At 69.2% G+C, this 14,326-nt stretch carries 9 protein-coding genes; 6 read left to right on the top strand and 3 right to left on the bottom strand.

The genetic code is table 11. From position 1 onward, the window contains the following. Positions 1-437 precede the first annotated feature (437 nt). The 6 genes from gltB to A3CU_RS0116350 all read left to right on the top strand — a co-directional run bounded on the left by gltB (position 438) and on the right by A3CU_RS0116350 (position 10,071). Positions 438-4,988 (top strand): glutamate synthase large subunit, encoded by a 4,551-nt coding sequence (gene gltB, locus A3CU_RS0116375; RefSeq protein ID WP_027943227.1) that lies wholly within the window; start codon positions 438-440, stop codon positions 4,986-4,988. Then, on the top strand, positions 4,981-6,489 hold the full coding sequence (locus A3CU_RS0116370) for a glutamate synthase subunit beta (protein ID WP_027943226.1): 1,509 nt from the start codon (positions 4,981-4,983) through the stop codon (positions 6,487-6,489). The genes gltB and A3CU_RS0116370 overlap by 8 nt, the downstream gene beginning before the upstream one ends. A gap of 62 nt (positions 6,490-6,551) precedes the next feature. Then, on the top strand, positions 6,552-7,415 hold the full coding sequence (locus tag A3CU_RS0116365; protein ID WP_245617121.1) for a trypsin-like serine peptidase: 864 nt from the start codon (positions 6,552-6,554) through the stop codon (positions 7,413-7,415). 63 nt (positions 7,416-7,478) lie between these two features. After that, positions 7,479-8,870 (top strand): class II 3-deoxy-7-phosphoheptulonate synthase, encoded by a 1,392-nt coding sequence (locus A3CU_RS0116360; RefSeq protein WP_245617120.1) that lies wholly within the window; start codon positions 7,479-7,481, stop codon positions 8,868-8,870. 2 nt (positions 8,871-8,872) lie between these two features. After that, the gene (locus A3CU_RS0116355) at positions 8,873-9,673 is read left to right on the top strand and encodes a helix-turn-helix domain-containing protein (protein ID WP_027943223.1); all 801 of its coding nucleotides are present in this window, start codon (positions 8,873-8,875) and stop codon (positions 9,671-9,673) included. Then, entirely contained in the window at positions 9,670-10,071 is a 402-nt protein-coding gene (locus A3CU_RS0116350; RefSeq protein ID WP_211246433.1) for a VOC family protein, read from the top strand. Before A3CU_RS0116355 ends, A3CU_RS0116350 begins: the two co-directional genes overlap by 4 nt. An 87-nt stretch (positions 10,072-10,158) precedes the next feature. On the opposite strand, the gene A3CU_RS45025 is transcribed toward A3CU_RS0116350, so the two are convergent. From A3CU_RS45025 to pknB, 3 genes are all read right to left on the bottom strand, one after another. After that, positions 10,159-10,719 carry a 2'-5' RNA ligase family protein gene (locus A3CU_RS45025; RefSeq protein ID WP_043841316.1) on the bottom strand — a complete coding sequence of 187 codons (561 nt, stop codon included), beginning with the start codon at positions 10,717-10,719 and terminating at the stop codon, positions 10,159-10,161. A gap of 26 nt (positions 10,720-10,745) precedes the next feature. Continuing rightward, entirely contained in the window at positions 10,746-12,071 is a 1,326-nt protein-coding gene (locus tag A3CU_RS0116340; RefSeq protein WP_084143303.1) for a wax ester/triacylglycerol synthase family O-acyltransferase, read from the bottom strand. Positions 12,072-12,232: 161 nt separating this feature from the next. Continuing rightward, the gene (gene pknB, locus A3CU_RS0116335; protein ID WP_027943220.1) at positions 12,233-14,230 is read right to left on the bottom strand and encodes a Stk1 family PASTA domain-containing Ser/Thr kinase; all 1,998 of its coding nucleotides are present in this window, start codon (positions 14,228-14,230) and stop codon (positions 12,233-12,235) included. Positions 14,231-14,326: the final 96 nt, after the last annotated feature.

Genomic DNA, 14,326 nt, shown 5'->3' with positions numbered 1-14,326 from the left:
GAAGGTGCCCGAGTCATCACAGTTGCGGCACAGCACCGGATTCGCACCGGATTTCGCTGACGTTCGCGTCCCTGGTCAACAAGGCGTCGACCAGCGGGAGGAACGCTACCACCGTCAACGATCCGCGACGCGCAGTCGCTGACATCGACCGGACGAGCGGAAGACCTGGCTGCGTGTGGGCGTGCTGACGTAACCTTGGCGAGCTTGGGTGGCGCTACACTTGACGGGGTCCATCCCGGACTCGCCCATCAAGAACGACGTCGTTCGTCGCAGCCAGATCGTTACCGAGTGATGAGAAAATCCACACCGCGGACGGGTGCCGTCGTGTTTCCTGGGTGTTAAGGTCGCGCTAATTGGCGGGCCATCGTCGTCCCGAGCACCGCTCCAACCGGGGGATTTTCCCAACTGAGCACGAAGACGACGAAGGAGGTCCCCGCATGATCTTCTCCGCCATCCCGGACAGGCAGGGTCTGTATGACCCGGCGACCGAACAGGATTCCTGTGGTGTCGCCATGGTGGCCGACATCCGTGGCCGGCGTAGCCATCGGACGATCACCGACGGGCTGACGGCGTTGACCAACCTCAACCACCGCGGCGCGGCGGGGGCCGAGCCCACCTCCGGCGACGGTGCCGGCATCCTCATCCAGCTGCCCGACGAGTTCCTGCGCAGCCAGGCGGGCTTCGACCTGCCCGCGCCCGGCTCCTACGCGGCCGGCATCGCGTTCCTGCCGGTCGACCCCGAGCAGCGGAACAAGGCCATCGGCCTGATCGAGCGCCTCGCCGAGGAGGAGAACCTCGACGTGCTCGGCTGGCGCGAGGTGCCGGCCGACCCCGACGCCGCCGGCATCGGGCCGAGCGCCCGCTCGGTCATGCCGCACTTCGCCATGCTTTTCCTGGCCGGCAAACCGGACGGGGACGGGGTGCGCCCGGCCGGCATCGAGCTCGACCGGCTGGCCTTCTGCCTGCGCAAGCGCGCCGAAAACGAGAGCCTGCCCGCGGGCTGCGGCACCTACTTCCCGTCGCTGTCGGCGCGCACGTTGGTCTACAAGGGAATGGTCACCCCCGACCAGCTCCCGGCGCTGTTCTCCGACCTGCGCGACGAGCGTCTGGTGAGCGCGATCGCCTTGGTGCACAGCCGGTTTTCCACGAACACCTTCCCGTCGTGGCCGCTGGCTCATCCCTTTCGGTTCGTCGCGCACAACGGCGAGATCAACACCATCCGCGGCAACCGGAACCGGATGCGCGCCCGCGAGGCGCTGCTGGAGTCGGACCTGATCCCGGCCGACCTTTCCCGGCTGTACCCGATCTGTTCGCCCGAGGCGTCGGACTCGGCGTCCTTCGACGAGGTCCTCGAACTGCTGCACCTGGGCGGCCGCAGCCTGCCACACGCGGTGCTGATGATGATCCCGGAGGCGTGGGAGAACCACGACACGATGGATTCGCACCGCCGCGCGTTCTACCAGTTCCACGCCAGCCTGATGGAACCGTGGGACGGGCCGGCGTGCGTGACGTTCACCGACGGCGCGCTCGTCGGCGCGGTGCTGGACCGCAACGGCCTGCGCCCCGCCCGCTGGTGGCGCACCGCCGACGACCGTGTCGTGCTGGCCAGCGAGGCGGGCGTGCTCGACGTACCGCCGGACGAGGTGGTGGCGAAGGGCCGGCTCAAGCCGGGCCGGATGTTCCTGGTGGACACCGAGGCCGGCAAGATCGTCAACGACGACGAGATAAAGAGCGAGCTCGCGCGCAAGCAGCCGTACGGCGAATGGTTGCACGCGGGGCTGCTCCAGCTGGCCGACCTGCCCGGCCGTGACCACGTCACGCAGAGCCACGACTCGGTGCTCCGGCGCCAGCAGTCGTTCGGCTACACCGAGGAGGAGCTGAAGATCCTGCTCGCGCCCATGACCTGCAAGGGCGCCGAGCCGATCGGGTCGATGGGCACGGACACCCCGCCGGCCGTGCTGTCCAAGCGGTCCCGGCAGCTCTACGAGTACTTCAAGCAGGGCTTCGCACAGGTGACCAACCCGCCGCTGGACGCGATCCGCGAGGAACTGGTCACCTCGATGAGCCGGATCATGGGGCCCGAAGGCAACCTGCTCGGCCCGGGTCCGGCCAGCTGCCGGCACATCCAGCTGCCCACGCCGGTGATCGACAACGACGAGCTCGCCAAGCTGATCCACATCAACGACGACGGCGACCTGCCCGGGTACGCCTGCACCGTCCTGTCCGGACTGTTCGAAGTGGACGGTGGTGGGAAGGCGCTGGCGGCGGCGGTCGAGCGGGTGCGCCGCGAGGCCTCCGAGGCGATCGCCGCGGGCGCCCGCACGCTGGTGCTGTCCGACCGCGACTCCGACCACCGGATGGCGCCGATCCCGTCGCTGCTGCTGGTTTCCGCCGTGCATCACCACCTGGTGCGGACCCGGGAGCGCCTGCGGGTGGCGCTCGTGGTGGAAACCGGCGACGCCCGCGAGGTGCACCACGTCGCGCTGCTGCTCGGCTACGGCGCCGCGGCGGTCAACCCGTACCTGGCCTTCGAGTCCATCGAGGACATGATCGCCCAGGGCGTGCTCACCGGAATCGAGCCGCGCCAGGCGATTCGCAACTACGTCAAGGCGCTCGTCAAGGGCGTACTGAAGATCATGTCGAAGATGGGCATCTCGACCGTGGGTGCCTACACCGCGGCGCAGGTCTTCGAGTCCTTCGGCCTGTCCCAGGACGTGCTCGACGAGTACTTCACCGGCACCGTGTCGAAGCTCGGCGGCGTCGGCCTGGACGTGCTGGCCGAGGAGGTCGCGATCCGGCACCGCCGGGCCTATCCGGAAAACCCGACCGACCGGGTGCATCGCCGGCTCGAAAGCGGTGGCGAATACGCCTACCGCCGCGAAGGCGAACTGCACCTGTTCACGCCGGAGACGGTGTTCCTGCTCCAGCATGCGACCAAGACCCGCCGCGAGGAGGTCTACCGGGCCTACGCCGATGAAGTGCACCGGCTGGCCCGGGAAGGCGGCCTGCTGCGCGGGATGTTCTCCTTCCAGGAGCGCAAGCCGGTCCCCATCGACGAGGTGGAGTCGATCGAGTCGATCTGCAAGCGGTTCAACACCGGCGCGATGTCCTACGGTTCGATCTCCGCGGAGGCACACCAGACGCTGGCGATCGCGATGAACCGGATCGGCGGGCGCTCCAACACCGGTGAGGGCGGCGAGGACGCGGAGCGGCTGTACGACCCGGAACGCCGCAGCGCTATCAAACAGGTCGCGAGTGGACGGTTCGGCGTGACCAGTGAGTACCTGGTGAACGCCGACGACATCCAGATCAAGATGGCGCAGGGCGCCAAGCCCGGCGAGGGCGGCCAGCTGCCGCCGAACAAGGTGTACCCGTGGATCGCGCGGACGCGGCACTCCACCCCCGGGGTCGGCCTGATTTCGCCGCCGCCGCACCACGACATCTACTCCATCGAGGATCTGGCGCAGCTGATCCACGACCTGAAGAACGCCAACGAACGCGCGCGCATCCACGTCAAGCTGGTCAGCACGCTAGGTGTCGGCACAGTGGCGGCCGGGGTGTCGAAGGCGCATGCCGATGTGGTGCTCATTTCCGGGCACGACGGCGGCACCGGCGCCTCGCCGCTGAACTCGCTCAAGCACGCCGGAACGCCGTGGGAGATCGGGCTCGCCGAGACCCAGCAGACGTTGCTGCTCAACGGTTTGCGGGACCGGATCACCGTGCAGGTGGACGGCTCGATGAAGACCGGCAGGGACGTGGTGATCGCCGCGCTGCTCGGCGCGGAGGAGTACGGCTTCGCCACCGCGCCACTCGTGGTCGAAGGCTGCATCATGATGCGCGTCTGCCACCTGGACACCTGCCCGGTCGGCGTCGCCACGCAGAGCCCGGAGTTGCGTAAGCGCTACACCGGGCAGGCCGAGCACGTGGTGAACTATTTCCGGTTCGTCGCGCAGGAGGTGCGGGAACTGCTTGCCTCGCTGGGCTTCCGTTCGCTGGACGAGGCGATCGGGCGGGCCGACGTGCTGGACACCGACGAGGCGGTCGAGCACTGGAAGACCGAGGGCATGGATCTCCGGCCGATCTTCCAGATGCCCACCGAGAGCCCCTACGGCGGCGCGCGGCACAAGACCCGCGAGCAGGATCACGGCCTGGACCGTGCACTCGACCGCACGCTGATCCAGCTGGCCGAGGCGGCACTGGAGGACGCCTACCCGGTCCGGCTGGAACTGCCGGTGCGCAACGTGAACCGCACCGTGGGCACGCTGCTGGGCTCGGAGATCACCCGGCGCTACGGCGGGGAGGGCCTGCCCGACGGCACCATCCACGTGCGGTTGACCGGATCCGCGGGCCAGTCGCTGGGCGCGTTCCTGCCGCGTGGCATCACGCTGGAGCTGATCGGCGACGCCAACGACTACGTGGGCAAGGGCCTTTCGGGCGGACGGATCGTCGTGCGCCCGCACCCGGACGCGACCTTCGCCGCCGAACGGCAGGTGATCGCGGGCAACACCCTCGCCTACGGCGCGACCGGCGGCGAGATGTTCCTGCGCGGCCAGGTCGGCGAGCGGTTCTGCGTGCGGAACTCGGGCGCCGTCGTGGTCGCCGAAGGGGTGGGGGACCACGCCTTCGAGTACATGACCGGCGGGCGGGCCGTCGTGCTCGGGCCGACCGGGCGCAACCTGGCCGCGGGCATGTCCGGCGGCATCTCCTACGTCCTCGATCTCGACTTCGCCGACGTGAACCGGGAAATGGTCGAGTTGCTGCCGCTGGAGGCCGAGGACTTCGACTGGCTCAAGGAAATCGTCACCCGGCACCACGAGCTGACCTCCTCGACCGTGGCCGCCTCGCTGCTCGGCGACTGGCCGCGCCGGTCGGCGGCGTTCACCAAGGTGATGCCGCGCGACTACGCCCGCGTCCTGGAGGCGATGAAGGTGGCCAAGGCCAGCGGCCGTGACCTGGACGAGGCGATCATGGAGGTAGCCCGTGGCTGATCCCAAGGGCTTCTTGAAGTTCGAGCGTACGGATGCCAAGAAGCGCCCACGTGACGAGCGGGTGACGGACTGGCGTGAGGTGTACGCCGACCTCGATCCGGCGGAGCGCGACAAGCAGGTGCGCGTCCAGACGACCCGGTGCATGGACTGCGGCATCCCGTTCTGTCACTCGGGCAGCGCGGGCTGCCCGCTGGGCAACCTGATTCCGGAGTGGAACGACCTGGTGCGCCAGGGCCACTGGGTGGCCGCGAGCGAGCGGTTGCACGCGACCAACAACTTCCCGGAGTTCACCGGGAAGCTGTGCCCGGCACCGTGTGAGGCGGGGTGCGTGCTGTCGATCTCGCCGGCCTCCGGCGGACCGGTGGCCATCAAACGGATCGAGGAAACGATCGCGGCGAAGTCGTGGGAGCTGGGTCTCTGCGAGCCGCAGATCGCCGAGGTGTCCTCCGGGCAGCGGGTGGCGGTGGTCGGGTCCGGGCCGGCCGGCCTGGCGGCCGCGCAGCAGCTGACCCGGGCGGGCCACGAGGTCACCGTTTTCGAGCGGGACGACCGGCTCGGCGGGCTGCTCCGGTATGGCATCCCCGCGTTCAAGATGGAGAAGAGGCATCTCGACAAGCGGCTGGCACAACTGAAGAAGGAGGGCACGAAGTTCGTGACCTCCTGCGAGGTCGGGGTGCACGTCACCGTCGAGGAGCTGCGCGCCTCCTACGACGCGGTGGTGCTGGCGGTCGGCGCGTTGCGCGGCCGGGACGACACCACGACCCCTGGGCGTGAGCTCGCGGGCATCCACCTGGCGATGGAGCACCTGGTCCAGGCGAACCGGCAGTGCGAGGGGGACGGCCCGCCGGAGATCACCGCGGAGGGCAAGCACGTGGTGGTCATCGGCGGCGGGGACACCGGTGCCGACTGCTACGGCACGTCGACCCGCCAGGGCGCGCTCTCGGTGACTCAGCTCGACCAGTACCCGATGCCGCCGACCAGCCGCGACGACGACCGCTCGCCGTGGCCGACCTGGCCGTACGTGCTGCGCACCTACCCCGCGCACGAGGAGGGCGGGGAACGGAAGTTCGGGGTCGCGGTGAAGCGGTTCATCGGTGACGAGAGCGGGCACGTGCGTGCCATCGAACTGCAGCCGGTACGGGTGTCGCGGGATCGGGAGACGGGCCGGCGCGAGGTGGTGCCGGTCGGGGACGAGACCGAGCTGATCCCGGCGGACCTGGTGCTGTTGGCGATCGGGTTCGACGGTGTCGAGGAGATGCGGCTGCTCGACGACCTCGGCCTGAAGCTGACCCAGCGGGGGACGGTCTCCTGCGGTTCCGACTGGCAGACCGACGCGCCCGGCGTGTTCGTCTGCGGGGACGCCCACCGCGGCGCTTCCCTCGTGGTGTGGGCGATCGCGGAAGGCCGTTCGGTCGCGAACGCGGTGGACACCTACCTCACCGGCGGTTCGGATCTGCCGGCCCCGGTGCATCCGGCCGCGCTACCGCTGGCGGTGGTCTGACGACTCGCCGGTGGAAGACATGGGCGGCGGTCGCGTTGGCCGCGCTCGGTATGACCGTGGCCATGCCGGCGCAGGCGGCGCAGCGCGGGGCGGTCCATGAGCTGTCCGGCACCGTTGCCGACGCGGACTTCTGGACACCGGAGAACATGCGGGCGGCCACCCCGCTCGATGGTCCACTTCAGACGGCCGGCGGGGCGCTGGACCAGCCGACGGCGGGTTCGCCGTCGCTGGTCCCGCCGGTGGGGCCGTCGAACCCCGGCAGCTCCTGGACCGGTGGCGGCAAGGTCAGCAGGACCAGCGGGCGGGTGTTCTTCCTGTTCCACGGCGCCAGGGCGTCCTGCAGCGCGAACGCGGTGACAAGCGATAACAGAAGTGTCGTGATGACCGCCGGGCACTGCGTGAAATATCAGGGAAGTTGGCATACCGACTGGGTTTTCGTGCCGGGCTACCGCAACGGCAACGCCCCGTACGGGAAATGGACCGCGAAGGAGACGTTGACCACCCCGCAATGGGAAGCCAGTGAGGACCTCACCTACGACGTCGGCGCCGCGGTGGTGAACCCGCTCGGGGGCCGGCGCCTCACCGATGTCGTGGGTGCTCAGGGAATCGCGTTCAACCAGGCGCGCCTCCAGCGGACGTACAGTTTCGGTTACCCCGCGGAAAGCCCGTTCGACGGTACCAAGCTGATCTACTGCTCCGGCACCGCGTTGGTCGACCCCGTGATCAGCAAGGACAACGTCCTGCGATGCGACATGACCGGCGGATCGAGCGGTGGGCCGTGGTTGGTGAACTTCGATCCCGAGAGCGGCACCGGCGTGCAGAACTCGGTGAACAGCTTCGGCTACGGCTTCCTGCCGGGGTACCTGCTCGGCCCGTACTTCGGTTCGGACGCGCAGGCCCTGTACCAGCGGGCCGCCGCGTCGTGACGGACGCCCCGGCCGGGTTGTCCCGATGGCCGGGTGCGCGAAGGACCCCATATCCTGGTCAGCGTGAACTGGACCGTGGACGTCCCCGTCGACACCCTCCCCGAGTTGCCGCCGCTGCCACCGGACCTGCGTGCGCGTCTCGACGACGCGCTGGCCCGCCCCGCGGCGCAGCAGCCGGAGTGGCCGGACCCCGAGATCACCCGCCGGGTGCGCGCGGTGCTGGAGAGTGTGCCGCCGATCACCGTGCCGGTGGAGATCGACCGGCTCCGCGAGCGGCTGGCCATGGTCGCCCGCGGGGAGGCGTTCATGTTGCAGGGCGGCGACTGTGCGGAGACCTTCGAGTCGAACACCGAGCCGCACATCCGCGCGAACCTGCGCACGCTCCTGCAGATGGCCGTCGTGCTCACCTACGGGGCGAGCCTGCCGGTGGTCAAGATCAGCCGGATCGGCGGCCAGTACGCCAAGCCACGCTCGGCGGCCACCGACGCCCTGGGCCTGCCGGTCTACCGCGGCGATATCGTCAACTCGTTGGTGGCCAAGCCGGAACTGCGGGTACCCGACCCCAGCCGCATGATCCGCGCGTACGCCAACTCGGGTGCGGCGATGAACCTGCTCCGCGCGCTCACCGGGTCGGGCATGGCGGATCTGGCCAAGGTGCACGACTGGAACAAGGACTTCGTGCGTACCTCACCGGCGGGTGAGCGGTACGAGACGCTGGCCGCCGAGATCGACCGCGGCCTGCGGTTCATGAGCGCCTGCGGGGTCACCGACACCTCGTTGCACTCAACGGAGATCTTCGCCAGCCACGAGGCGCTGCTGCTGGACTACGAGCGCGCGCTGCTGCGGATGGACAACGCCGATTCGGCGAACCCGAAGCTGTACAACCTTTCTTCCCACTACCTGTGGATCGGCGAGCGGACCCGCCAGCTCGACGGCGCGCACATCGCCTTCGCCGAGCTGCTGGCCAACCCGATCGGGGTGAAGATCGGCCCCACCACCACACCGGATCAGGCGGTGGAGTACGTGCACCGGCTCGACCCGCACAACCAGCCGGGCCGGCTGACGCTGATCTCGCGCATGGGCAACGGAAAGGTGCGCGAGGTGCTTCCGGCCATCGTGGAAAAGGTAGAGGCCACCGGGCACAAGGTGATCTGGCAGTGCGACCCCATGCACGGCAACACGCACGAGTCCTCGACCGGCTACAAGACCCGCCACTTCGACCGGATCATCGACGAGGTGCAGGGCTTCTTCGAGGTGCACCACAAGCTGGGCACCTATCCCGGTGGCATCCACGTCGAGCTGACCGGCGAGGACGTCACCGAATGTCTCGGCGGGGCCCAGGAAATCTCGGATCTCGACCTCGCGGGCCGCTACGAGACCGCCTGCGACCCGCGCCTCAACACCCAGCAGTCACTCGAACTCGCCTTCCTCGTCGCGGAAATGCTCCGCGGCTAGAGGTGGATCTGCTCCAGACCTGTCGTGCGGCGGGCATCGGTGTGGTCGCGGCCAGCGAGCACGTCGGGCGGCCCCGCCTGCACAGGGCCATCCCGGCTCTGTCCGCCCGACTGGTGCTGAGCCTGGGCACTCCCATCGAAGTTCGGTACGACGGGCATGCCCGACACCTGCAGGCGGTCGTTGCCGGCCTGATGCGGCCCGGGGTGGCCACGCCATCCCTCATCCTGCAGGCGCACCAGCCGATGGTGTACGTCGACCTGTCTCCCTCGGCAATCCAACGTCTCACCGGAATGCCACTCAGCGAAGTCGACGCGGGTGGTGTCAGCGCTGACGCTCTCCTGCCGTGGGCGACTTGGCTGAGCGAGGAGTTGGCAGACCACCCAGCCGACCGACGCGCGTCGCTCATGCGAGTGCGTCTCCTCGATCGCCTTGCCGGAGCCGGCCGGCTCGACGTGTCCGAAGACGCCCTCGGCGCACTGAAGATCATCGGAGCGAGTCGCGGGCGGATATCCGTGGAGAATCTGGCTCGACATGCACACCTGAGCCCACGTCGCTTGCGGCACGTGATGCGGCGCACACTCGGGATCGGCCCGAAGTTCGCGTCCCGTGTCGCGCGGTTGGCGGCCGCCGTCAGCCGGGCCGGCGACGGGGCGGACTCCTGGGCCCAGGTCGCCGCCGAGAGCGCCTACCACGACCAGAGTCACCTCGTGCGCGACTTCAACGACCTCATGCAGACCACGCCGACCGCGTGGCTCGCGGAGGAAGGCCGAAATCTACAAGGCTGGCAACGTCCTTCCGCGTGATCATTCCAGCCATGACAAGTGAACTCCACCCCAAGTTGCTCGTGTCGGATGCCGATGCGGCGATCGACTTCTACACCAAGGCCCTGGGCGCCACGTTGACCTCCCGCGTAGCGGACGATCAGGGCATCGTGAACCACGCCGAACTCAGGGTGGGATCGGCGATCCTCGCGTTGGCGCAGAGCGTCGCACAGTGGGGATGGAACGATCCCGAATCGGTGGGCGGCTCACCCGTCCTCCTCACCGCCAACGTGTCCGACCCGGATGCGACAGCGGATCGTATGGTGCAGCTGGGGGCAGAGCTCGTGATCCCGGTCGACAACCGCCCGTATGGCAAGCGGCAAGGCAGGGTGAAGGATCCTTTCGGGCACCTGTGGGTGATCAGCGGTCCTCTCCGGTGATCAGAGACTGTTTGACGTGGTTTGCGTGGCGGTTCGGGTAGCAAGTGGACGGCCCACCGCAAGCGGCTCCGCCGCTTTGAAAACTACCTAGCGGTCCCGCAAGGTGAACTCGGTGATGGTGCGCCAGGGGCCGTGCTGGTCGTCTCCGGCGACCAGCCGTACCCGGTCGATCCGGGCGTGGATGGGGAGCACGGCGGAGATGTCGGCGGCGGCCTTGCGTTTGCTTTCCGGGTCGCCGGTGCGGCTGTCCACCACCGTCAGGTGCGGGACGGTGTTGGGATGTTCTCCGGCGTAGGGCGGGTGCGCGGGAAAGCGCTCGCACATCGCCTTGGTGAGTGCGCGGAAGTGTGCGTCCGGCTTGGGTTCGAGCCACACGACCTCGTCGTCGAACCACTTGACCTGTGAGAAAACGCAGTCGAACGCACCGAAACCGGCCAGTGCGGCCTCGATGCCGGCGATCGTGCCGTCGCAGATCCGGCGCGGCGGCACGAACGGGTAGAGCACGGTGACATGCGCGGGAACGCTCGCAGTCGGCTTCCGGCTCAGCGCCTGCCGGTGCGAGGCGACCAACTGGTCGGTCTCGGGCACGGGCACGATGAGCGCGCTTTTCGTGGCAAGGGGAAGCCACTCTGGTTGGGGAACCGGCATGGACCAATCATGACTGAACGCTAGCGCTATGTTGAGACCGATCGCTCGTATAGAGCAGCCGCGGACTTGAGCACCGCGTCCCCGAGTGACCCTGTGTCAGCGACGGCGTCCCCGTTCGCCTGTAGTCCAATGTGGACGCTGTCCCGGTAGACGGCGGCCGCGATGCCCAGCGCGCTGCGCGGGGCCAGCGGTACCAACGGGTAGACCTCTCCCAGCGGTGCGCCGTCGAGACTGAGCTCGCACTTGGGCAGCGGCACGTTGGTGATCACCGTGTCGAACAGCAGCCCGGCCGCATGTCCGACCACGTGGGTGGCCAGGCGGTGTACCGGCGCGGGTATCCGTTCGGCGAGGATGGGCACCGCGCCGGGACCGGAGAGCGGGCCGGCCGCCTTGTTGCGGTTCATCGCGCGGTGGATCCCGGCCAGCCGGCGCACCGGATCGTCCAGGTACACCGGCAGATCACACAGGTAGCCGGAGAGCCGGTTGGCCGCCGGGCCGGCTTCCCGGGCGCGGGTGCTGACCGGGATCAGCGCACGCAACGTCCGGCCTTCGACCCGCTGCCCCCGGTTGATCATCCATTCGCGCAGGCCGCCGGTCAGCACGGCCAGGATGACGTCGTTGACGGTGCCGCCGTGCGCCGCCCGGATCTGGCGCACGTCAGCCAGATCCAGGCGGACGAACCCGAGGCGCCGGCTCGGGGTGTTGGGCGCCGCCAGCGGCGGGAGCTGGTAGGGCCGGGCGGCGCGCAGCACCGCGGAGGCGATGCCGGCACCGGTGCTCGCGTCGCTGATCGCGGAGGCGATGCCGTCCTTGACCATCTCCAGCGGCGACCGCTCGTCCTCGGCCGGTTCCGTGGCCGCCAGCACGGTGCGGGTGAACGGAAGCTCGTCCAGCAGGCCGGCCGCCACCGCGAAGGCCCCGGCGCCGTCGGTGAAGGCGTGGTGCAGTTTCAGCAGGAGTGCGAACCGGTTGTCACGCAGGCCGGTGACCACGTGCAGGCTCCACGGCGGGCGGCGCAGGTCCAGCGGTCGTTCGATCCATTCGGCGGCATAGGCGGTAAGTGGATCTTCTTCGCAGAATTCACCCAGCTGATGCTGGTGGATATGTTGCCGGGCATCGAATTCGGTGTCGTCCGTCCAGGTGGCGCCACCCGGTGGAAACACGGTGGTAACGACGCGGCGACGTAACCGGGGAATGCGTGCGGCACGCTCGGCGAGCAGCCTCGCAAGTCGTTCCGGGCACACCGCCGAAGGCGCGTCAAAGATCACCACTGCACCCATGTGCATGGGTGTGGTCTTGCCTTCTAAGCACAAAAAAGCGACGTCGAGCCCGCTGAGTTGGCGGCCAGCCATGGTGACCCTTCTGTGGTCGGTGTTCAGTAGTCCTCTACTCGACCAAATGGACGTGACACGAGCGTAGTGCGGAGGTTTCACCGACGCTAACGCTGACCACCATTCACCCGAAAGGATGACAATTGTCTGAAAACGACAATTCACACCTCATTCAGGGGACCTCAGGGAAATGTTTGGAGCTTTACTTTTGAACCTTGCTGAACCAGTGTTCCGGCCGGCGGGTCCTGGCCGACCACGAGGCCGAATCCGCGCCGTCCGTTGCCGTTGCCGCCCCCGTCGCCCTTGGCCTCCAGCCCGAGGCTGGTCAGGGTCTGCACCGCCTGCTGGACGGTCATGCCGAACAGCTGGGGCACGGTGACCGCGTTGGAGACGACGACGCCGACCCGCTTCCCGTCACCGTCGCCGAGCTGGCTGCCCGCGGCCGGGCTCGTCCGGGTGACCGCGCCCGCGGGCACCGTCTGGGAGAACTCGGCACCGGCGTCGAATGGCTGGAATCCTTGCGCCTGCAGGACTTGGAACGCCTCTTCCCGGCTCTTGCCGACCACGTTCGGCACCGGGGTGGGCGGCACGCCCTTGGACAGGCCGTAGCTGACCGTCGTGCCGATGTCCACCGGCGTGCCCGGCTGCGGGCTCAAGCTGAGCACCCGGTCCTTGGGCACGGTGGTGCTGTACTGGTCCGCGGCCGGGTCGTGCACCGCCTTGAGCTGTTGCGACACGATCAGCGACTCGGCCGCCTCCTTGGCCGAGCCGATGACCTCGGGCACCTTCGGCCGGCCCGAGGACACCAGCAGCACGACCTGACTGCCGGGCTGCGCCGACGATCCCGCCGTCGGATCGGTGCCGATGGCCAGCCCCGCGGTCACCGTGTTGCTGGGCTGCTGCGTGACCTTGACCGAAAAACCCCTGTCGTGCAGGGTCTTCTCAGCGGTCGGCCGGTCCATGCCGGCCACCGGCGGCACGTCCACCGCCGAGGCGATGTTCTTGCCGCCGCCGGCGAACCACCACACGATCGTGCCGATCACCCCGGCGATCACCAGCACCAGGAGCGCGCGCAGCACCATCGGCCGGTCCGGTCGCCAACCCGGCCGTCCGGTCGCGGCCGAATACGGGTGCGGCGGCACCGGCGGTGGTGCGGCCGCGGCCGTGGGCGGCCCGGCCTGGGCGTGCCGCGGCATCGCCCGGGTCCCGCGCGGGCCGACGGCCGGTGGCGGGCCACCCACCGCGGAGAACGACACCGTGCGCTCGGCGGCCGTCTCCTGCTGGTCCTTGCCCGGCAGTACGGGGATGGCCACCGGTGGCAGGCCGAGGGTGGCGCGGAGGGCGCGCAGCTCTTGCAGGAACTCGCTCGCGTCGGCGGGCCGGGCCTCGGGGTCGCGCCGGGTCGCGCGCAACACCAACTCGTCCAGCGCGGCGGGCAGGCCGGGCGTGACCGTGCTGGGCGCCGGGACGTCGTCGTTGACGTGCCGGTAGGCCACCGAAATCGCGGTGTCCCCGGAGTAGGGCGGTTCGCCGGTCAGCATCTCGTACAAGACGACACCGGCCGAGTACACGTCCCCGCGTTCCCCGGCAGCGCCCGAGGTGACCTGTTCCGGCGACAGATAGGCGACGGTGCCGAGGATGACGCTCGAACTGGTGGCGCCGGTGCTGGCCACCGCGCGCACCAGGCCGAAATCGGCGACCTTGACCACCCCCACCGGCGGTGTGCCGGCGCGCCCGATCAGCACGTTCTCCGGCTTGACGTCGCGGTGCACCAGGCCCGCGTGGTGCGCGGCGGAAAGCGCTTCGAGCATCTGCTCGGTCACCGTCAGTGCCAGCGCGACATCGAGCCGGCCCTGCTGCTCGAGCAGGTCGCGCAGGGTGCCGCCGTCGACCAGTTCCATCACCAGGAACACGTGGTCGCCGTCGACGCCCTGGTCGTGCACGGTGACGACGTGCGGGTGGTGGAACTTGGCCGCCGAGCGGGCCTCCCGCTCGAACCGCTCGACGAACGACCGGTCGTCGGCGAACCGCGGATCCATGACCTTGATGGCGACCGGACGGTCGAGCCGGGTGTCCGCGCCGCGGTACACCGAGGACATCCCGCCGCGGGCGAGCAGGGAATCGACCCGGTAACGCCGTTCCAGTAGCGTTCCGGCCAGACCGGTGTCGGTGGTTGTCACGGTTGCAGATGGTACGGACACCGCGCCGCACGTGGTGAACGACTCGGCACCTTCCACCCGGCTGCGCCTCGGAGCGCCGGGCCTGCGCGGATTGAG

Origin of the sequence: Amycolatopsis taiwanensis DSM 45107 (assembly GCF_000519205.1) — a bacterium.
Classification (GTDB): Bacteria; Actinomycetota; Actinomycetes; order Mycobacteriales; family Pseudonocardiaceae; genus Amycolatopsis_E; species Amycolatopsis_E taiwanensis.
Note: the sequence above shows the minus strand (reverse complement) of the source record. Positions and strands in the feature narration are given on the sequence as shown.